The organism is Solwaraspora sp. WMMA2056 (assembly GCF_030345095.1).
GTDB lineage: Bacteria > Actinomycetota > Actinomycetes > Mycobacteriales > Micromonosporaceae > Micromonospora_E.
In genome coordinates, this window is record NZ_CP128360.1 from 2,713,992 (window position 1) to 2,733,037 (window position 19,046).

The following is a 19,046-nucleotide window of genomic DNA, read 5'->3' on the forward strand; positions in this document are numbered from 1 at the left end:
CCGGTTCACGAGCGGTCGCACCGTGGGGTGACATGCGGTCGGGGGGCCGGACCTGTCAGGATTGACGACGGCGTACAGACGTAGCACCAGTCCGCCCGCTCGCGGGCGGGCCTGCATGAGCACCAGTCCGCCCGCTCGCGGCGGGGGTGGGTCGGCGAGAGCCGCGAGACGCCCGCGTCCGGCGGGTTCCACGAGAGTTCTGGAGGTAGGCCGCACCGTGGCCCAGTACATCTACGTCCTCGAGAGGGCGCGCAAGGCGCACGGCGACAAGGTCGTGCTGGACAACGTGACGCTCAGCTTCCTACCCGGCGCCAAGATCGGCGTGGTGGGCCCGAACGGTGCCGGTAAGTCCAGCCTGCTCAAGATCATGGCTGGCCTGGACCGGCCCAGCAACGGTGATGCCCGGCTGATGCCCGGCTACACCGTCGGCCTGCTGTCCCAGGAACCGCCGCTCAACGACGCGAAGACGGTGCTCGGCAACATCGAGGAGGCCGTCGCCGAGACCAAGGCGAAGCTGGAGCGGTTCAACAAGATCGCCGAGCAGATGGCGACCGACTACTCCGACGAGCTGATGGACGAGATGGGCCGGCTGCAGGAGGAGTTGGACCACGCCGACGCCTGGGACGTCGACTCCAAGCTCGAACTGGCCATGGACGCGCTGCGCTGCCCGCCGCCGGACGCCGACGTGACCCAGCTCTCCGGCGGTGAGCGGCGCCGGGTCGCGCTGTGCAAACTGCTGCTGGAGGCACCGGACCTGCTGCTGCTCGACGAGCCCACCAACCACCTGGACGCCGAGAGCGTCAGCTGGCTGGAGCAGCACCTGGCCAAGTACGCGGGCACCGTGATGGCGATCACCCACGACCGCTACTTCCTGGACAACGTGGCCGGCTGGATTCTCGAACTCGACCGGGGCCGGGCCGTCGGCTACGAGGGCAACTACTCCACCTATCTGGAGAAGAAGGCCGCCCGGCTGGCGGTCGAGGGCCGCCGCGACGCCAAGATGAAGAAGCGGCTCACCGAGGAGCTGGAGTGGGTCCGCTCCAACGCCAAGGCCCGGCAGACCAAGTCCAAGGCCAGGCTCGACCGCTACGAGGAGATGGCCAGCGAGGCGGAGAAGACCCGCAAGCTGGACTTCGAGGAGATCCAGATCCCGCCGGGCCCGCGACTGGGCAACACCGTCATCGAGGCGGTGAACCTGAAGAAGGGCTTCGGCGACCGGGTCCTGATCGACAACCTGAGCTTCTCGCTGCCGCGCAACGGCATCGTCGGCATCATCGGGCCGAACGGGGTCGGCAAGACCACTTTGTTCAAGACCATCGTCGGGCTGGAGCAGCCGGACAGCGGTCAGGTGCGCGTCGGCGAGACCGTACAGCTGTCCTATGTCGATCAGAACCGGTCCGGTCTGGACGGCAGCAAGACGGTCTGGGAGGTCGTCTCCGACGGACTGGACCACCTCATGGTCGGCAAGGTCGAGATGCCGTCGCGGGCCTACGTCGCCGCGTTCGGGTTCAAGGGCCCGGACCAGCAGAAGCCGACGAAGGTGCTCTCCGGTGGCGAGCGCAACCGGCTCAACCTCGCGCTCACCCTGAAGATCGGCGGCAACGTCATCCTGCTCGACGAGCCGACCAACGACCTGGACGTGGAGACCCTGTCCAGTCTCGAGAACGCCCTGCTGGAGTTCCCCGGCTGCGCCGTGGTCATCTCCCACGACCGGATGTTCCTGGACCGGGTCGCCACGCACATCCTCGCCTGGGAGGGTGACGACACCGACCCGGCGAAGTGGTTCTGGTTCGAGGGCAACTTCGAGTCGTACGAGAAGAACAAGATCGACCGGCTGGGCGCCGAGGCGGCCCGGCCGCACCGGGTGACCTACCGCAAGCTCACCCGTGACTGACCTGGCCTCGGCGGGCAGCGTACCGGCGGGTGGCGCACCCACCGGTACGCTGCCCGCCGTACCCGGCGGGCAGCGCTACACCTTCCACGCCGCGCTGCGCTGGTCGGACCTTGACGCGTACGGGCATCTGAACAACGCCCGGTTCCTGACCCTCTACGAGGAGGCACGGGTCGCGCTGATGTTCTCCGGTGGCCGTGCCTGGGGTGTCGACTCGTTCGCCGACGGGGTGCTCATCCACCGGCACGAGGTCGACTATCTGCGTCCGGTCGACTACCGGTTGGGTCGGGCCACCGCCGAGCAGGCACCCAGCGTACGGATCGAGCTCTGGATCGAGCAGGTCCGGCCGTCGCGGTTCACCGTGGCGTACGAGATGTTCGACGGTGACCAGGTGGTCAGCCGGGCCCGGTCGGTCCTGGTGCCGTTCGACCTCGGCCAGGGGCGGCCGCGTCGGCTGACCGACGCCGAGCGGGCCTTCCTGCTGCCGTACGTGCGGCCCGCCGACTGATGGCCGCCGCCTCCCCGGCGGACCCGGGGGCGTCCGGCGGTCACGGGATCACCGGGCTCGCCGACGCCGGCGCCTTCCTCGCCCGGCTGACCCGGCTGGACCCCGCCGCCGTCGTGCGGCTGCGGTCGGTCGGACCGGGTCGGACCGAGCTCTGGGCCCGGCTGCCCTGGTCGGTGCTGGTCCAACGGACGGTCGCCGGACCGGGGCCCGGCGACGTGACCGTCGCCGCCGGGGATCTGCTGGCCCGGCTCGCCGGTGCCGACGGCGTCCTGCCGTCGCGTCGCGACGACGCCTGGCGGTGGCCGGTGCCGTCCGGGACGGTCCGGACCGTGGAGACCGTCCCGGCCGACGAGGTCCGCCGGGTGGCCGCCGCCGCTGCCGGCACCCTGCGGGCCGCCCAGCGCGACGGCGTCGGCGGCCGGGCGGTCGGCGCGCGGGCGCTGCGCGATGCCCTGCTCGACCACGTCGCGATCGTGGTGACCGGCGACGACGCGCCGACCCTGCGGGTCGAGGTTCGTCAGTCGCTGGTGCAGGCGGTGGTACGGATGAGTTTCCTAGGGGCCAAGGTCGGCCCGGCCCGCCATCGCCAGCCAGTTGGATCTTGGCACCTGGCCGGGCGTCGCGAGCCGGGATCGGGGCCGGTGTCCGGCGGGCCGACCGACGGTGGTACGTCAGTGGTACGGGTCCGGACAGTAGGCAACTGGGTAGGACTTGATGCGCCGTACGGCGTCGCCTGGACACAAAGAGTTAACAATTTGACGCTAGCGCCGATAGCCAATCAGTCGAACGGCTGATGCCTCATCATCCCTCTGGTTCGGGGGGGCCGGTGGGGGGGTGTCTCGGCCCGGCTATCCGGGTACCGTCGTGCCTCGGATCCGACGCAATGTAGGCGCTCGGATCCGCTGGGGAGTGAGGTGCGCATAATGCCGTGGTGGTCGTGGCGCTCCGGTCACGCGAATGCCGAAGAGACAAGTACCCGAAGCAGGTCGGGAGCGGACAGCGGTGTGCGGCTGGGGCCGCCCGCGCCACGTGTGCCGGAACAGAGCGTCCGGCCTGCGGCTGAACTCGGGCCGACCAGACCAGCCGGGCTGCCCTGCCCGGTTCCGGTGCCCGCAGCGGCATCAGGTAAGGAGATGTCGTCGCAGGTCGCGCCGGTGACCCTGCGCCGCGTCGGGGACGCGCTCGACCTGCTCGACATCCGGTATCTCGCCGACGGCGACGGCAGCCTGCTGGCGATGTGGGAACGGCACGCCGTGCTGTTCACCCTCGAGGGACCGGACGACGAGATCCTGGTGGTACGGGCCCGTCCGCACTCGACGGTGCCACCGGACTGGGCCGACCGCGCCTATCGGGTGGTCAACGAGTGGAACCACACCCGACGCTTCTGCAAGGCCTACGTCGGCGACCCCACCGACCGGGGTCAGCTGCCGATCTACGCCGAGTTGCAGGTCCCGTTGGCCGCTGGCGCGCACGACGCGTTACTGGTCGAGGTGCTCGACTGCGGTGCTGCGGTGGCGACCACCTTCGTGGACTGGTTGCACGACGAGGGGGCGCTGCTCTAGCGGCCGTCGCACCGGTGGCGGGTCCGGCGCGACCCGCCCTGCCCGTCAGCCGGCGGCGGGACCGCCCGGTCAGCCGGCGGACAGGTCGCGCCCGGGCGGCTGGGTCGGCTCCATCTCGTTCACCATGAAGTACGCGGCCCGCTCGAGGTAGTCCCAGAGCAGGCTGGCGAGCTCAGGATGCAGCTGCAGCCGGTCGACCGCCCGGCGCATGTGCCGCAGCCACGCGTCCCGCTCCGCGACTCCGATCCGGTACGGCGCGTGGCGCATCCGTAGCCTCGGATGGCCCCGCTGCTGGGAGTAGGTACCCGGACCGCCCCAGTACTGCATCAGGAACAGCGTCAGCCGCTCCGCAGCCGGTCCCAGATCCGCCTCCGGGTACATCGGCCGCAGCAACGGATCGTCGGCGACGCCGGCGTAGAACTCGTCCACGAGACGACGGAAGGTCGGCTCGCCGCCGACGGCGGTGAAGAAGGTCGCCGCCGGGTCGCCGGCGGCGGGCGGCGTGCCGGAGGCACCGGTGGCGGGATCGGACGCTGTCACGCTTCCATCCTGCCAGCCGGGGCGCGGGCGGTCGGCCCGGGTCCGTCAGGCGCTGCCGACCTGGCTCGGCGGCTGGTCGCCGGCGCCGCCGGCCCGGTTCTGGCCAGCGCTCCCGGCGTGTTGGTCGGGTCGACTCCGTGGCACCAGCCGCCCGACCGCCGATCCCGTCGGCCCGCTGCCGGCCGAACCCGTCGCGCCGGCGGTCGGCGGCGTCGTCGTCTCGGCGACCGCGACCGCGGCGGCAGCGGCGTCGAAGCGCTCCGCGTCCGGCCACCGCAGCAGCGCCAGCGAGACCACGATCGCCCCGGCCAGGCTCCACAACCCGACCACCGTGGGGATGTCGAAGCGGTCGGCGAGCACCCCGGTGAGCAGCACCGCCGTGCCCTGGCTGACCTGCATCCCGGTCGCCACCACCCCGAACGCGCGGGCACGGTAGCCCTGGGGCAGGGCCCGGACGAACAACCCGTTGGTCACCGGCAGCAGCCCGGCCACCGCGAAGCCGCAGACGGCGGCCAGCGCAGCCACCACGACGGGACTGGGGTCGAACATCACCGGGGCCAGCACGAGTGGGGCGAGCACCGCGAACGGTCGGATCAGTCGGCTGCGTCGGTCCGGCCGGACGAACCGGCCGATGAGCAGGCCACCGAGGATGTAACCGGTCGGGCTGGCCGCCATGATCATGGCCTGGGCGAGACCCCGGTCGGCGTCGTCGACGCCCGGTTGGGCCGCCCACTCGGCCGCCCACGCGGCCGCCAGCCCTTCGGGGACGATCGCGAACAACGGAACCGTCCACACCAGTACCGCGATGGCGCGCAGGACGTCGGTGCCCCACACCAGCCGGAACCCTTCCGCCGTCTCGCGCAGCAGATGCTGACGGCCGTCGACGCTGGTCGTCGCCGGTCGGGCCCGGATCCCCAGCCGGACCACCAGCGCCGACAGCGCGAACGTCGCGGCGTTGAGCAGCAGCGCCGCACGGGGGTTGACCGCGGCGACGGCCGCACCGGCGACGTACCCGCCGACCTGGACGAGCTGGCTGGTGCTGGCGTTGACCGACAGCCCGACGATCAGCCGGTCGCCGGTCAGGATGGTCGGGATCAGCGCGGATCGGGCCGCCTGGTTCGGTGGGCTCGCCAGGGTGGCGCAGAAGAGCAGCCCCAGCATCGCCCACACCGGCAGTCCGGGGATCGCCACCAGCGCGATGAGCACCATCCGGATGAGGTCGGTGGTGATCATGACCCGGTGGTACGGGTACCGTTCAGCGACCGTGGTCAGCAACGGCCCACCGATCAGCCAGGGCAGGAAACTGACCGCGAAGGCGGCCGCCGACAGCGCGACCGACTGGGTCTGCCGGTAGACCAGCACCGTGACGGCGGCCTTCGCGATGTAGTCGCCGGCCCAGGACAGCGTCACCGAGGCGAACAGGAAACGAAACTCCCCGACCGCGAAGACATCGCGGAAGGTGGCCGGTTTCCCGGCGTGGTGTGTCTCGTCGGACACGGACGGCGCCTCCATCGTTCTCGGCGGCCCGCTCGTGGCAGGTGCGCCGGGGAACGTCCCGGACGTACGGCTGAGCGAAGTGGCGGTGACACTCCGATGACACTCGTCCCGGATCATGCCCGATCGGGTGACATCTGGCTAGTGTGAACGGCTGGTTTGTCGTCACTCTGACTAAACGTACGGATGACAACCAGACCGCCATCCGGCGTCGCCGCCCTGCTCATCGGCTGATGGTGACCACCCCCGCCGGCCGTGCCGTCGGGCGGGCTCAGGTCGCCGTGCCCGCGATTCCGCCGTTACCTCTCAGTGGGCTTTAGTGAGCGCACGGTTGGTAGTCCTGCCTTGCGGTAGGACGGTCCCGGTCTGATCCGCTTGAGCGGTGCCGGGTTCACGCTTCACGGCCACCTGCCCGCGTGCGCGGGTCTTCTGGTCGGCTCGACGTGCTGCCACCGGGCCACTCCCGGCGGTTGCCGCCGCAAGGGCGGCCAGGTTCACCGCGGCGTTGTGGTCACGGTCGATGACCAGACCGCACGCCTCACACCGGTATTCACGCTCGGGCAGGGCCAGCTTGGTTTTCACCGTGCCACAGCCCGAGCAGGTCTTGCTGGACGGGTACCAGCGGTCGGCCACCACAAGCCGGCCGCCGTTCCATCCGGTCTTGTACGCCAACTGGCGGCGGATCTCCGCGAATCCGGCGTCGGCGACGTGCCGAGCCAACCGCCGGTTGCGCAGCATGCCGGTGAGGTTGAGGTCTTCCACCACAACGGTGCCGGACGTCGTGGCGAGTCGGGTGGTGAGCTTGTGCAGCCCGTCACGGCGCAGATGAGCGACCCGGGCGTGAGCACGACCGAGCCGGCTCGCGGCCCGTTCCCACCGCTTCGAGGGACGTCGTCCGGTACGCCGGTCCGGGCCCTGCTTGCGCGACAGCGTCCGGCCGAGCGCATGCATCCGTTGCCGCGCGGCCACGAGGTGGCGCGGGTTGTCGACCAACTCGCCGGTGGACAGCACCGCGAGATGCCGGATACCGACGTCCACACCAACCACCGAGCCGGGTCGGGCCGGGCTGCGTTCGGCGCGTTCGACCTCGACGGTGAACGACACATGCCACCGCCGGCCATCACGACGCACTGTCGCGGACATGATCCGGGCGGTGCCGGCTTCAATACGGCGGGCGAGCTTGCGGGCGGACTCGTGCAACTTCAACCGGCCCAGCCGGGGCAGCACCACATGCTTGCGGTCCGGTTCGACCCGGATCGCCCCGGTGGTGAACCGCACGCTGGGCGTGGTACGGCGGCGGGACTTGAACCGGGGGAAACCCGACGGCCGACCGGCGCGTTTCCCGCTGCGGGAATCAGCCCAGTTACTCAACCCGCGAGCGAGCGCGTCGAGGCCGGTGTTGAACGCCTCCTTCGACACCTCACCCCACCACGGCGCGACTTCGGGCTTCGCGGCGTTCCATGCCTTCCGAAGACCGGCCAGCGACCAGGACAGTGATGGCGTCAGCAACTCGTCTGGTACGCCGTAGGAGCGTTCGGCGATGCGCTGGCCCATGACCGCCTTGACCTTCGCGAGCGCCCAGTTGTGGGCGAGCCGGGCGGCCCCAGCGTGTGCAAGGACGTCGCGTTCCTGGAGCGGGGTGAGGTCGAGGGCGAACCGGTACGCCTGGATCGTTTTCACGCCGGGCCACTCCCGGTGGCGACTTCGACCGCCCGGCGGACACGGTTCGCGCCAGCGCGACGCCCGTACAGGCGGGCGCACAACGACGTCAGGATCTCCGTCACGTCGCGGACCAGATCATCGTCGACCTCAGCCGGGTCGACCACCAGCAGTCGGCGGCCCTGCGCGGCCAGCGCCGCCTCAACGTACTCGGCCCCGAACCGGGCGAACCGGTCCCGATGCTCAACCACGATCGTTGCCACCTTCGGGTCGCGCAGCAGCGCGAGGAACTTCTTGCGGTGCCCGTTCAACGCGGATCCAACCTCGGTCACCACCCGGTCGACGCCGAGTTTCTGCCCGGTGGCCCACACGGTGACCCGGGCGACTTGCCGGTCCAGGTCGGGTTTCTGATCGGCTGAGGACACCCGGGCGTACACCACGGTCTGCCCCGTCTCGGCCGACGTGCCGGTGACCGGCTCACCGACCATGATCAGTCGACCGATCCGGTAGGTGGGAACAGGCAGCGTCCCGGCTGCGTACTGTCGCCGAGCGGTGATGTACGCGATGCCGGTCGACGCTGCCCACTCCTTGAGGTTCACGCGAGCATCATAGCAGCTTCAAGAGCGCCATAGATGCCCGGAGCGCCAACAGTCAGCTACCCTCCTGCTCACCGGCCGACCCACGGGCGACGAACATCCGCCCGGCGGCGATCTGCGCCGAGATCCCGGAGGTCTGCAACGCGGCGGCCAACTGGCGGCGCAACTGCCTACCCACAGTGAACTGGCCCTCCGCGGTGGTCTTGGCGACCGTACGGATCACCGCGCCGTCGATCGTGATCTGTTCCACGCCGAGTACGTCGGGCGGCTCGACGAAATGGTCGGCGAACTCACCGTCGGCGGCCACCCCCAGAGCGGCGGTACGCAGTACCGCGGTGGCCTGCTCCGGGTCGGCGAAGCCGATCGGCATGTCGACCACGACCATCGCCCAGCCCTGGCTCTTGTTGCCGACCCGGATGATCTCCCCGTTGCGGATGTACCAGAGCACGCCACGGGCGTCGCGGACCGTGGTGATCCGTAGGCCGACCGCCTCCACCACTCCGGTCGCCTCGCCGAGGTCGACCGTGTCACCCACCCCGTACTGATCCTCCAGCAGCATGAACAGGCCGGAGAGCAGATCCTTCACCAGCGCCTGCGCCCCGAAGCCCAACGCGATGCCGGCGATGCCGGCGCTGGCCAGCAGCGGGGCGAGGTTGAAGCTCAGCTCGCCGAGGATCAGCAGGACAGCGAGGGAGAACACCACCGCGCTGACCATGCTGCGCAGCACCGACCCGATCGCCTCGGCCCGTTGCCGCCGTCGCTCCGGCATCGCCACCGGTCCGACCGGTGGCACCCGTTCGCGCAGCGGGCGCAGGATCGCCGGGCCGGACACCGTCGAGGTGCTGGTCACCAACCGCCGGATGGCCCGGTGCAGCAGGTACCGCAGCACCACCGCCGCGATCACGATCAACAGGATCCGGATCGGCTTGACCAGCAGCCAGAAACTCCCCTCGGCCAGCCAGGGCAGGCCGGTCCAGTCGAACACCTGGTTGCAGACCGGATCGTCCTGCGGGCACTCCGGGCTCACCGTCGGCGCGGGTGACTCCTGCGCCGACCAGGCCAGTGGCCCGGCGGCGTCAGCGGGTGGTAGCAGCTGCACGGTCATTTCGTACCGTACGTCGCCCACCGGTCGGCGGGCGGCCCACCCGGGCGGTGGAACCGGACGCAACAGGTCATCGGCGCACCATCCGCCGACCGCACACGGGGTAGCGGCCGAATAGTACGTGCATTCGGGTCATCTATCGGGGACTATTGGCGCACAGGTGTCGGCGTCACGCCGACGCAGGTCACGGTCCGATGGTCGGATCGTGTCGATTCACGTCGGGTGCCAGGAGCGGGTGGGAACACAACCGGGAGGGTGAGCGGGATGCCTGACATACGACCCACGGTGGGCTCCGGTTCGTTGGTGCTCAATGCCACGTACGAGCCGCTGTGTGTCGTGTCGGTGCGTCGGGCCGCCATTCTCGTGCTCTCCGCGAAGGCGGTCTGCGTCGCCGACGGCGAGGGCATGCTGCACAGCGCCCGGCAGCATCTGCCGGTGCCGTCGGTGGTGCGCCTGACCCGGTACGTCCGGGTGCCGTACCGCACCCATGTCGGCCTGTCCCGGCGGGCGATCTTCGCCCGCGACGGCGGGCGCTGCGGCTACTGCCGGGGCCCGGCGGAGACCATCGACCACGTCTTCCCCCGCAGCCGGGGCGGCCGGCACGTCTGGGAGAACGTGGTCGCCGCCTGTGCCCGCTGCAACCACACCAAGGGTGACCGGACACCGGCGGAGCTGGGCTGGCGGCTGCAGACCGCGCCGGCGGCGCCGAAGGGTACGGCCTGGCGGGTGCTCGGACACCGGGCGCCCGATCCACGGTGGGCCGACTGGCTGGACCTGCCCGAGGTCGAAGCCGCTGCCTGAACCGGGCCGGCTCAGCCGCCCTCGGCGTCGACCAGGGAGGCGAAGACGACCACGTTGTCCGCGTACCCGGTGGAGCCACCCACCCACTGGCCGCCGCAGGTGATCAGGCGCAGGCCCGCGCGGCTGTAGTCGGCGTACACCCGCTCGGCCGGCAGGGACGACTTGTCGAACCGTTCCACCGAGTTGACCTCGAAGACCGCCACCGAGCCGTCCATCCGCCGGATCTGGATCTTCGCACCCGGCTGCAGCGTGCTCGCCTGGTAGAACACCGACGGCCCGGTGGTGGTGTCGACGTGTCCGACGATCACCGCCGGGCCGTTCTCGCCCGGCGTCGGGCTCGCCACGTACCAGCCGGCCTCGTTGTGCCGGTTCAGCTCCGGTACGGCGATCGTGCCGTCGTCGGCCAACCCGACGTCGTGCACCGCCGCCTGCAGCCGCAGCGACGGAATGGTCAGGCTGACCGGGTCACTGGCCGCCATCGGCGGGTGTTCCCGGCTGACGTGGCGCTCCCCGCCCGGCAGCCACCGCGCCAGCGGCGTGCCGGTGACCCGTTCGAAGCCGAACCCGGCGACGAACACCCCGACGACGATCAGCACCAGGGCCACCGGGCGCAACCGGGGCGTACCTGATCGGGCCCGCCCGGCGGCACCCGCGACCTGCCCGACACCGGCCCGACCGCGCCGGCGACCCCACGGCCAGCCCCGGTGGGCGCCGGAGCCGCGCCGCCGGGCCGGTGCGGACCGGTCGGCCGCCCGGGAGCGGCCCGGCGGGCCGGTGGGCTGCGAGGCCGCTACGGCGGCCACCCCGCGCACCGGTGCCCGGGCGATGCCCCGGGCGGTACCCGGGATCGCCGGCAGTGGCACCACCGGACCGTCGGCATCCGAGGCCGGCCTGGGCCGGCCGTAGGTGCTCACCCGTGGCGTGACCGTGTGCGCGGTGGTCCCGGCTGTGCCGATCTGAGCCAGCACCGACACCAGAGCGCCGTACAGCCGGTCCTGCGACGGTGCGCGACGGGCGGCCATCTGGCCGTCGGCGGGTCAGGCGCCGGAGTCGGCGCGGCGGCGGCGCATGGCGAGCAACCCGATGCCCACCCCCAGCCCGACCGCGGCGATCCCACCGGTCAGCAGGGCCGAGCCGCCGGCTCCGGTACCGGCCGAGGCGGTGCCGCCCCCGCCGGCGTCCGGCCCCCGGGTCGGATGGGCGGTACCGGTCACGGTGAGCGTGGTGGTCGCCGTGTTGCCGTTCTGGCACTGCAGGTCGACCGGGTAGCGCCCCGGCCGTTTGCTGCCGGGCACCGTCACCTGGCCGGTGAGCAGACCCTGGTCGGGCGTGACGATCACCCGGCCGAAGGCGTCCGACTCGACGGTCGCCTGGCTGTTGTTGTCGTCGCCGCAGCTGGCCCGGATCGTCAACCTCTCACCGGCCTGCACCGTGCTCGGCTCGGCCTCCACGTACGTGCTACCGGCGTAGGCCGGTGTCGCCGTCGCCAGGACCGTCGCGATGCCGATCAGCACGGCCATGGCCAGGCTGGCGAGCGTCCGGACCGGTTGCCTCGATTCCCGCATGATCCCCTCCCGAGCTCACCGGTCGGACTTCCCACCACGGCCACCGGCACGCCGTACCGACCGGGTGAACCCCGCCGCACCACCCAGGTGCGTCCGGTGCGCGGGTGGCCTGCCAGGATCGACCCATGCCGCAGATCCATGAGTTGAGCGCGGTGGAGCAGGCGGCCGCGGTCCGCCGGGGCGAACTGCGCAGCATCGACCTCGTCGAGCACTACCTGACCCGGATCGCCGCGCACTCCGACACCGTCGGCGCCTTCGTCACGGTCACCCCGGACGCCGCCCGCGCGCAGGCCAGGGCACTCGACGAGGTCCCGTTCGCCGGCCGCGAGCGGCGGCACCCCGGCCCGCTGTACGGCGTACCGGTGGCGATCAAGGACCTCACGCTGACCGCCGGGGTGCGGACCACCTTCGGCTCGGCCGCGTTCGTCGACCACGTACCGAGCGTCGACGCCGACGTGGTGCGGCTGCTGCGCGCCGCCGGCACCGTCAGCCTCGGCAAGACCAGCGCCGCCGAGCTGGGCTGCTCCCTCTACACCGAGGGCGAGGTCGCCCCGCCCGCGCGCAACCCGTGGGATCTGACCTGCACCGCCGGCGGCTCCAGCGGGGGTGCCGCTGCTGCGGTCGCCGCCGGGTTGGTCCCGTTCGCGCAGGGCTCCGACGGCGGCGGCTCCAACCGGATCCCGGCCGCGCTCTGCGGCCTGGTCGGCTACAAACCGACCCGGGGGCTGGTCTCCGGTGGGCCCCTCGGCGCCGGCGGGTTCGGGCTGCCCAGCCACGGGCCGATCGCCCGGACGGTGACCGACGCCGCCGCGCTGCTCGACGCCATGGCGGTGCCGGTGCCCGGCGAGCCGTACCTGCCACCCGCCGCGCCGGCCGGCGGGTACCTGGCCGCCGCTCGGGCCGCCGATCCCGGTCGGCTGCGGATCGGCCGGTTCACCACCCCGATGCTCGCCGACGAACCGGTGCACCCCGACTGTGTGGCGGCGGTGGACACGGCGGCGGCGCTGCTCGCCGACGCCGGCCACGACGTGGTCGAGGTCCCGGCACCGCTCGGGCCGCAACTGTGGCCGCTGTTCGAGACCATCTGGTACGTCCTGGCGCTGTCCCCGGTGCCGCCACAGCGGCAGAACCAGCTGCTGCCACTGACCCGGCTGCTGCGCGAGCGCGGTCAGGCGATCAGCGCGGCGACGCTGGTCACCACGCTGAGTGAGCTGCAGGTCCAGGTACGCCGGGCGATGCACGCCGTCGCCGGGCTGGACCTGCTGTTGTGCCCGACGCTGAGTCGGCCACAGGCACCGGTCGGCTGGTTCACCGAAACGGGTGACCCGGCGGAGGATTTCGACCGGCAGCGGCGCTTCTCGCCGTACTGTGCGGTGTTCAACGTCACCGGGCAACCGTCGGTGTCCGTTCCGGTGGCGGACAGTGCTGCCGGTGCGCCGGTCGGCGTCCTGCTGACCGGGCAGGCCGGTGCGGACGCCACGGTGCTGGCCGCCGCCGCCCAACTTGAGCAGCGGGCCGGCCGGACCGGGCGGCACCCGGAGATCTGGTGGGCCGACGGCTCCGCTACCGTGAAGGCGTCTGAGCCGCAACGGGCTGGCGGCGCGGCCACGTCCAGGACTTCTGACATCCGCTGAGTCCCTTGAACCGATGCCGGGGGGCGTTGAGATTGTCTGTAACCCACACGGTGCTGTACTTCGTCGTCATCCCAGCGGTCGTCGTACTCGTGGTGGCCGCTCTGGCGCTGGTCGGCGGGCGCGGTGGGGCGGACCGCCGCTACCGTCCGGGCCGACCGTTCGAGTTCAGCCCGGTCTGGTACGTCGCCGCCGGCGACAGGTCCGCAGGGGTCCAGGCGGCGGAGCTGCCGGCCGGTACGGAACCGGCGGCGATCGAGTCCGCTGAGGCCGGTTCCGGGCAGTCCCGGCCGGGTGTGACGGGAGGCGCAAGTGACCGTTGGTGAGCAGGTGCACGAGCAGTCGAGTGACGCCACCCGCCGGGCCGCGACCATGCCGGGGCCGTTCAACACCCGGCAGCTGCTCCGCCTCGACGAGGCATTGCGGCTGGCGGACTCGGCGACCGGCCTGGCGTTCAGCATCTACGTCGGCGAGATCGAGGAGCCGTCCCGGGAGTACGCGGTGACCCTGCACCGGCAGCTCACCGACCCGGACGCCTCGGTGCTCATCGCCGTGTCGCCGAACCAGCGGCTGCTGGAGATCGTGACCGGCGCGCAGGCGCGCCGGCGGATCCCGGACCGCGACGCCAAGCTCGCCGCGCTGTCCATGGTGGCCTCCTTCGGCGGCGGCGACCTGGCCGGCGGCCTGGTCAGCGGCATCGACCAGTTGGCCTCGCGCGCCGGCAAGATCTGATCGGTCCGCTTCGTGCCGGTCAGGGCACCAGCACGGCCCGACCGTGGATCTTGCCCTCACGCAACTGCTGGTACGCCTGGACCGTCTCGGTCAGCGGGAACGTCTGCACCTCGGCGCGGAGCAGACCCTGCCGGGCGAGCGCGATCACCTCGGCCAGTTCGGCTCGGGTGCCCCAGAACGGGACGATCACGTCGGTCTCGAACGGCACTGGCGGCGGGCCTTCCGCGGTCGGTGTGACGGGCAGCGTACCGCCGCCGAGGCCGACGAGAGTGAGCTGCCCGCCGGTGGCGACGACCTGACGGGCCGTGTCGAGGGTTGCCTCGCCGCAGACGAAGTCGAGGACCACCTCGGCACCGTCCGGTGCCGGACCGGTCAGTTCGCGGATCTGCTCGACCGCCGCCGGCCCGGCCTGCACGGTGTGGTGCGCGCCCATCTGTTTGGCCAGCCGTAGCGCGGTGTCCCTGGTGTCCACCGCGATGATCGTCGCGGCGGTGGTCGCCGCGAGGATCTGTACGGCCATGTGACCGAGACCACCGATGCCGATGACCACGCAGCAGGTGCCGGGTCGGAGCGCGTCGCGGCTCAGTGAGATCGCGTGGTACGGGGTGAGCCCGGCGTCGGTCAACGGCGCCGCCTGCACCGGGTCAAGCCCGCCCAGCGGCAGCAGCCGGTCCGCCGGCACCACCACGTGGTCGGCCAGGCCGCCGTCGCGGCTGAGGCCGACGCCGCCGACCGGTACGGTGCGGCACTGGTTCTCCCGCCCGCGCAGGCAGGCCCGGCAGCGCCCGCAGCCGAGGATTCCGTACACCGCCACGGCGTCCCCGTCGGACCATCCGCTCACCCCTGGGCCGAGCTGAGCGACCCGGCCGGCGATCTCATGGCCAAGGGTCATCGGGGTGGGGAAGACCCCGGCGGGCGCGTCGAGGATGTGCAGGTCCGAGTGGCAAGCGCCGACGGCCGCCGTGGTCAGCAGCACCTCGCCGGGACCGGGGGTCGGGGTGGGCACCTCGACGAGTTCGAGGGTGCCCGGCGCGGTGAGTTGGATGGCACGCATGCCTTCAGCGTCGGCCCTGCCCGCCGGCCCCGTCCGGCGAACCGCCCCGGATCACCCGCTGCGGCTGAGTCGCCCCGTCCCGCGTCGCGCCGAAATGGATGCCGCCGTACCGACCTTGATCGGCGAAGTCGGGTCTTCTACGAGACGCGGTCCGTCGCGCCAAGGTAATAGCGGACGGCGGTCGTCAGGGCCGTGAGGGTCGGGTAGGTGAGCTGGCCGGCCGGTCCGGCGACTGACGCCGGTCGAGCGACCGCACCCGGGAGAGGTCGATGACAGCGGCGCTCGGCCAGTCCTGCCGGCTGAGCGGCACGAGGAAAGCAGGTGCGGGGTCGGGCGCGGTCCGTTCGCGCCTGCTCGGCGGTCGATCCGAGGGTCAGGCGTCGCGCTGCGCAAATGGTCGCTGCACACCCGACTGGGTGCCACAGTTGGTGCGCAGACAGCCGGCCGTGATCGGATCTGTCGTCGGATGATCGTCGGTCACCTCGGCCTGACGAAGACGCCCCGCCCTTTGACCACTTGGACGAGGCCCTCGTCTACGAGGACACGCACGGTGTGTAGCACGGTCCCTCGGGCGAGTCCGTACCGCTGCTGAAGCTGGACGACGCTGGGGATCGGCCGGCCCGGCGGTAGTTCTCCGGCTTCGATCTGGGCGCGAAGCAGGTCCGCGAGTTGGCGGTAGAGCGGCACCGGCCCGTCCGGATCGATCACGGCCCGAACGATATGCGTTGGCGGCGGGCCACATTCTGTTATGGCAGACCATGGACGACCATGTACCGCCAGCGGTAGAGTTCCTTCATCGACGCGGAATGAGGAGGGCCTATGGCCGAGACGTTGGTGGTTGGTCCGCGCCAGCTACCGGGGAGCGGTTTGGTGAGAGTCTGGATCGACAGCGGCAGCGGCGGCGGAAGCTATATCAAAGTCCGGCGGGAGCAGTTGGCACCTGCTGAGATGGCTCCGGCGAAGGTGAGGCCGCAATCTACCGGCTTCGCGCGCAGAACCGGCCAGCGCCTCCGCCACCGCCCGTTGACCGGAAGCCGTGACGACCTGGCAACGCTGCTGACCTCACGTCGACGGCGAGTTCCACATCTGGCCGCCGCCCTGCGCGTCGGCTGAGCCCGACGACCGGAAGGGCGGCACCGATGTGAGGCTGAGGCACCCTACGACTCAGTTGTCAGGTATCTCAGCCTCACATCGATGGCGTCCGGTGCGCCGAGCCGGCCGGTCGGCTAGGGATTCGCTCAGCTGGCGGCAGCCGTGTCGGTGGCCCGCGCGGTCAACGCCCGGACCACCCCGTCGCGGCCCTCGGCGACCAGCCGGCGCAGCGGTGCCGGGTGGCCCTCGCCGGCCAACCACTCGTCGGTCGCGTCGACCGTCTCCTGCGACACCAGGTACGCCGGGTAGGCGAGCATGACGAACTCCTGCGCCGGCTCGCTGTCGCGGGTCGCCCAGATCCGGCCGGCCACCTCGAAGTACTTCTGCCGGTACGGCGCGGTCAGCTCGATCTGCGTCGGGTGCTGGAAGCCCTGCAGCAATGCCCGGTGCTGCCAGTTCGGCAGGCTGTCGGGTCCGGTCAGCTGGGCCCAGACGGCCGCCTTGTTGGCGACGTCCGGCAACAGGGCGCGGGCCAGCGCGGCCTCCCGTTCGCCACTGGCGGTACGGTCCCGGGCCAGCTCGGCGTCGATCTGTTCGCCGGTGGCGGCACCGTTGGCGGCCAACGACTGCAGCACCGTCCAGCGCAGCTCCGTGTCGATGGTCAGCCCCGGCACCACATCGGCGCCGTCGAGCCAGCCCCGCAGCACCGCCAGGTCGTCGTCGGAGCGGGCGGCGGTGGCGAAACTGCGCGCCCAGGCCAGCTGGAAACCGCTGCCCGGGTCGGCTGCCCGCAACGCCGTCCGGGCGGTACGGGCCAGGTCGGCCCAGCCCTGCGGTGCCCAGCCCGGCTCGGCGTAGAACGTCAGCGTGCTGGTCGCCTGCCGCAGGGTCGCGGTCACCAGGTTGATGTCGGTCTCGGCGGGCAGCCCGGCGAGGACCAGCGCGACGTAGTCGCGGGCGGCGAGTTCGCCGTCGCGCACCATGTCCCAGGCCGCCGCCCAGCACAGCGCCCGCGCCAGCGACGACTCGAACGCGCTGATGTGCTGTACCACGTTGGACATCGAGTCCGGGTCGAGTCGCAGCTTCGTGTAGCTCAGGTCGTCGTCGTTGAGCAGCAGCACGTCGGCGGCGCGCTGCCCGACCAGCTCGGGCAGCGCGGTCCGCTCACCGCTGATGTCGACCTCGGCCCGGTGCCGGCGCACCAGTCGCCCGTCGACCAGGTCGTAGAGGCCGACCCCGATCCGGTGGGTACGCAGCGTCGGGTATCCGGTCGGGGCCTCCTGCAGCACCGTCACCTGCTGGTAGGTGCCGTCTGCGCCGACCGACAGCTCCGGCCGCAACGTGTTGACCTGGGCGGTCTCCAACCACTGGGCGGCGAACTTGCGCAGCTCCCGACCGGAGGCGGTCTCCAGCTCGGTGAGCAGGTCGTCGAAGGTGGCGTTGCCCCAGGCATGCCGCTGGAAGTAGCTGCGCAGGCCGGCCAGGAACGATTCCAGACCCACGTACGCGACGAGCTGCTTGAGCACGCTGGCGCCCTTGGCGTACGTGATGCCGTCGAAGTTGACCTCGACCGCCTCCAGGTCCGGCATCTCGCAGTAGACCGGGTGGGTGGAGGAGAGCTGGTCCTGCCGGTAGCCCCAGTTCTTGCGGACCGACAGGAACGTGGTCCAGGCGTCGGTGAACCGGGTCGCCTCCGAGTTGCACCAGTGGCTGGCCCACTCGGCGAACGACTCGTTGAGCCACAGGTCGTTCCACCAGCGCATGGTGACCAGGTTGCCGAACCACATGTGCGCCAGTTCGTGCAGCACGGTGTTGGCCCGCTGTTCGTACTCGAAATCGGTGACCTGGGAGCGGAAGATGTAGTGCGCCTCGGCGTGGGTGACCGCACCGAAGTTCTCCATCGCGCCGGCGTTGAAGTCCGGCACCCAGATCTGGTCGTACTTGGGCAGCGGGTACCGGACCCCGAACTGGGTCTGGAAGAAGTCGAAGCCCTGTGCGGTGATCAGGTGCAGGTCGTCGACGTCGAGGTGGTCGGCCATGCTGGCCCGGCAGAAGTAGCCCAGGTCGACGCCGTCGTGGCTGCGCCGTACCTCGTGGTACGGGCCGGCGCACAGCGCGGTGATGTACGTGCTCATCCGCGCCGACTCGACGAAGTGGACGGTCTTGGCGTCGGTACCGGCCGGCTCCTCGCTGGCGACCGGCATGTTCGAGATGGCCCGCCAGTGCGCCGGCACGACCGCGTGCCAGGTGTAGACGCTCTTGAGGTCGGGCTGGTCGAAACAGGCGTACACCCGCTGGGCGTCGGCGGTCTCGAACTGGCTGTAGAGGTACGTCTCGCCGTCGACCGGGTCGACGCTGCGGTGCAGGCCCTGCCCGCTGGCCGAGTAGCTGAAGTCGGCCTCGACGACCAGGGTGTTCTCGGCGGCCAGGTCCGGCAGGGTCAGCCCGGTCTCGGCCGACCAGCCGGCCGGGTCGAGCGGGCGTCCGTTGAGCGTCGCGGTGTGCAGCCGGTCGGCCGCCACTTCGATGAAGGTGCTCGCGCCCGGCTCGGTGCAGCGGAAGGTGACCGTCGTCGTCGAGCGGAACACCCGGTTGTCCGTGGCGTTGCCGGCGGCGGACAGGTCCAGGTGGATGTCATACCCGGTCACATCGAGCAGGCGGGCACGTTCAGCCGCCTCGACCTGGGTCAGGTTGCGCACTCCAGCCACCGTGGTGCCTCCGTCCGAAATCGTCCTGCCGTCTTCGTCGACGGCACGGGGACCTGCTGGGAATGGCCCCGTTCGGCCAAGTCTTTCACGTCATGGGCCGGTGGCGAGGCC

Annotated in this window: 19 protein-coding genes; 9 read left to right on the forward strand and 10 right to left on the reverse strand. The window is 71.4% G+C overall.

Annotated elements, in window-relative coordinates; translation table 11 throughout:
• Positions 1-217: 217 nt before the first annotated feature.
• From ettA to O7608_RS12435, 4 genes are all read left to right on the forward strand, one after another.
• Positions 218-1,894, forward strand: coding sequence for an energy-dependent translational throttle protein EttA (gene ettA, locus O7608_RS12420; protein WP_289210102.1), 1,677 nt, complete (start codon positions 218-220; stop codon positions 1,892-1,894).
• 49 nt (positions 1,895-1,943) lie between these two features.
• Positions 1,944-2,399 carry an acyl-CoA thioesterase gene (locus O7608_RS12425; protein WP_289210871.1) on the forward strand — a complete coding sequence of 152 codons (456 nt, stop codon included), beginning with the start codon at positions 1,944-1,946 and terminating at the stop codon, positions 2,397-2,399.
• Complete coding sequence (locus O7608_RS12430; protein ID WP_289210103.1) at positions 2,399-3,193, forward strand: DUF8010 domain-containing protein; 795 nt, start codon at positions 2,399-2,401, stop codon at positions 3,191-3,193. Before O7608_RS12425 ends, O7608_RS12430 begins: the two co-directional genes overlap by 1 nt.
• A gap of 129 nt (positions 3,194-3,322) precedes the next feature.
• The gene (locus tag O7608_RS12435; protein WP_289210104.1) at positions 3,323-3,961 is read left to right on the forward strand and encodes a type III secretion system chaperone family protein; all 639 of its coding nucleotides are present in this window, start codon (positions 3,323-3,325) and stop codon (positions 3,959-3,961) included.
• Positions 3,962-4,030: 69 nt separating this feature from the next.
• On the opposite strand, the gene O7608_RS12440 is transcribed toward O7608_RS12435, so the two are convergent.
• From O7608_RS12440 to O7608_RS12460, 5 genes are all read right to left on the reverse strand, one after another.
• Entirely contained in the window at positions 4,031-4,501 is a 471-nt protein-coding gene (locus O7608_RS12440) for a globin (protein WP_289210105.1), read from the reverse strand.
• A gap of 45 nt (positions 4,502-4,546) precedes the next feature.
• Entirely contained in the window at positions 4,547-6,013 is a 1,467-nt protein-coding gene (locus O7608_RS12445; protein WP_289210106.1) for an MFS transporter, read from the reverse strand.
• A 288-nt stretch (positions 6,014-6,301) separates the two neighbouring features.
• Positions 6,302-7,675 (reverse strand): IS607 family element RNA-guided endonuclease TnpB, encoded by a 1,374-nt coding sequence (tnpB, locus tag O7608_RS12450; RefSeq protein WP_289210107.1) that lies wholly within the window; start codon positions 7,673-7,675, stop codon positions 6,302-6,304.
• A complete protein-coding gene (locus tag O7608_RS12455) occupies positions 7,672-8,253 on the reverse strand; it encodes an IS607 family transposase (protein WP_289210108.1) in 582 nt (193 codons plus the stop codon). Before O7608_RS12455 ends, tnpB begins: the two co-directional genes overlap by 4 nt.
• A 52-nt stretch (positions 8,254-8,305) precedes the next feature.
• Complete coding sequence (locus tag O7608_RS12460; protein ID WP_289210109.1) at positions 8,306-9,355, reverse strand: mechanosensitive ion channel family protein; 1,050 nt, start codon at positions 9,353-9,355, stop codon at positions 8,306-8,308.
• Positions 9,356-9,616: 261 nt separating this feature from the next.
• Between O7608_RS12460 and O7608_RS12465 the strand changes: the two genes are divergently transcribed.
• The gene (locus tag O7608_RS12465; RefSeq protein ID WP_289210110.1) at positions 9,617-10,153 is read left to right on the forward strand and encodes an HNH endonuclease; all 537 of its coding nucleotides are present in this window, start codon (positions 9,617-9,619) and stop codon (positions 10,151-10,153) included.
• 11 nt (positions 10,154-10,164) lie between these two features.
• Here the strand turns inward: O7608_RS12465 and O7608_RS12470 are convergent, their stop codons facing one another.
• On the reverse strand, positions 10,165-11,175 hold the full coding sequence (locus O7608_RS12470; protein ID WP_289210111.1) for a class F sortase: 1,011 nt from the start codon (positions 11,173-11,175) through the stop codon (positions 10,165-10,167).
• Between the two features lie 15 nt (positions 11,176-11,190).
• Positions 11,191-11,673 (reverse strand): hypothetical protein, encoded by a 483-nt coding sequence (locus O7608_RS12475; RefSeq protein WP_353850564.1) that lies wholly within the window; start codon positions 11,671-11,673, stop codon positions 11,191-11,193.
• A gap of 170 nt (positions 11,674-11,843) precedes the next feature.
• On the opposite strand from O7608_RS12475, the gene O7608_RS12480 reads away from it, so the two are divergent.
• Genes O7608_RS12480 through O7608_RS12490 form a run of 3 tightly spaced genes read left to right on the forward strand, consistent with a single transcriptional unit; the run spans position 11,844 to position 14,081 of the window.
• The gene (locus O7608_RS12480) at positions 11,844-13,352 is read left to right on the forward strand and encodes an amidase (protein ID WP_289210113.1); all 1,509 of its coding nucleotides are present in this window, start codon (positions 11,844-11,846) and stop codon (positions 13,350-13,352) included.
• A 32-nt stretch (positions 13,353-13,384) separates the two neighbouring features.
• Positions 13,385-13,675 carry an aa3-type cytochrome oxidase subunit CtaJ gene (gene ctaJ / locus O7608_RS12485; protein WP_289210114.1) on the forward strand — a complete coding sequence of 97 codons (291 nt, stop codon included), beginning with the start codon at positions 13,385-13,387 and terminating at the stop codon, positions 13,673-13,675.
• Positions 13,662-14,081, forward strand: coding sequence for a DUF5130 family protein (locus tag O7608_RS12490; protein WP_421359771.1), 420 nt, complete (start codon positions 13,662-13,664; stop codon positions 14,079-14,081). The genes ctaJ and O7608_RS12490 overlap by 14 nt, the downstream gene beginning before the upstream one ends.
• 19 nt (positions 14,082-14,100) lie before the next feature.
• Here O7608_RS12490 and O7608_RS12495 read toward each other — a convergent pair whose 3' ends face one another.
• Positions 14,101-15,135 carry an NAD(P)-dependent alcohol dehydrogenase gene (locus O7608_RS12495; protein ID WP_289210115.1) on the reverse strand — a complete coding sequence of 345 codons (1,035 nt, stop codon included), beginning with the start codon at positions 15,133-15,135 and terminating at the stop codon, positions 14,101-14,103.
• 477 nt (positions 15,136-15,612) lie between these two features.
• Positions 15,613-15,843: a GntR family transcriptional regulator gene (locus O7608_RS12500; RefSeq protein WP_289210116.1), complete on the reverse strand. Its 231-nt coding sequence runs from the start codon at positions 15,841-15,843 to the stop codon at positions 15,613-15,615.
• Between the two features lie 111 nt (positions 15,844-15,954).
• On the opposite strand from O7608_RS12500, the gene O7608_RS12505 reads away from it, so the two are divergent.
• On the forward strand, positions 15,955-16,248 hold the full coding sequence (locus O7608_RS12505) for a hypothetical protein (RefSeq protein WP_289210117.1): 294 nt from the start codon (positions 15,955-15,957) through the stop codon (positions 16,246-16,248).
• A 125-nt stretch (positions 16,249-16,373) separates the two neighbouring features.
• Here O7608_RS12505 and pepN read toward each other — a convergent pair whose 3' ends face one another.
• Positions 16,374-18,926, reverse strand: a complete 2,553-nt coding sequence (pepN, locus tag O7608_RS12510; protein ID WP_289210118.1) for an aminopeptidase N — start codon at positions 18,924-18,926, stop codon at positions 16,374-16,376.
• Between the last annotated feature and the right edge of the window lie 120 nt (positions 18,927-19,046).

Excerpts from the sequence above, each read along its gene's own strand:
- O7608_RS12430 (WP_289210103.1), top strand. The coding sequence starts at position 2,399 with ATGGCCGCCGCCTCCCCGGCGGACCCGGGGGCGTCCGGCGGTCACGGG.
- O7608_RS12435 (WP_289210104.1), top strand. The coding sequence starts at position 3,323 with ATGCCGTGGTGGTCGTGGCGCTCCGGTCACGCGAATGCCGAAGAGACA.
- O7608_RS12445 (WP_289210106.1), bottom strand. The coding sequence starts at position 6,013 with ATGGAGGCGCCGTCCGTGTCCGACGAGACACACCACGCCGGGAAACCG.
- O7608_RS12460 (WP_289210109.1), bottom strand. The coding sequence starts at position 9,355 with ATGACCGTGCAGCTGCTACCACCCGCTGACGCCGCCGGGCCACTGGCC.
- O7608_RS12465 (WP_289210110.1), top strand. The coding sequence starts at position 9,617 with ATGCCTGACATACGACCCACGGTGGGCTCCGGTTCGTTGGTGCTCAAT.
- O7608_RS12470 (WP_289210111.1), bottom strand. The coding sequence starts at position 11,175 with ATGGCCGCCCGTCGCGCACCGTCGCAGGACCGGCTGTACGGCGCTCTG.
- O7608_RS12475 (WP_353850564.1), bottom strand. The coding sequence starts at position 11,673 with ATGGCCGTGCTGATCGGCATCGCGACGGTCCTGGCGACGGCGACACCG.
- O7608_RS12480 (WP_289210113.1), top strand. The coding sequence starts at position 11,844 with ATGCCGCAGATCCATGAGTTGAGCGCGGTGGAGCAGGCGGCCGCGGTC.
- O7608_RS12495 (WP_289210115.1), bottom strand. The coding sequence starts at position 15,135 with ATGCGTGCCATCCAACTCACCGCGCCGGGCACCCTCGAACTCGTCGAG.
- O7608_RS12505 (WP_289210117.1), top strand. The coding sequence starts at position 15,955 with ATGGCCGAGACGTTGGTGGTTGGTCCGCGCCAGCTACCGGGGAGCGGT.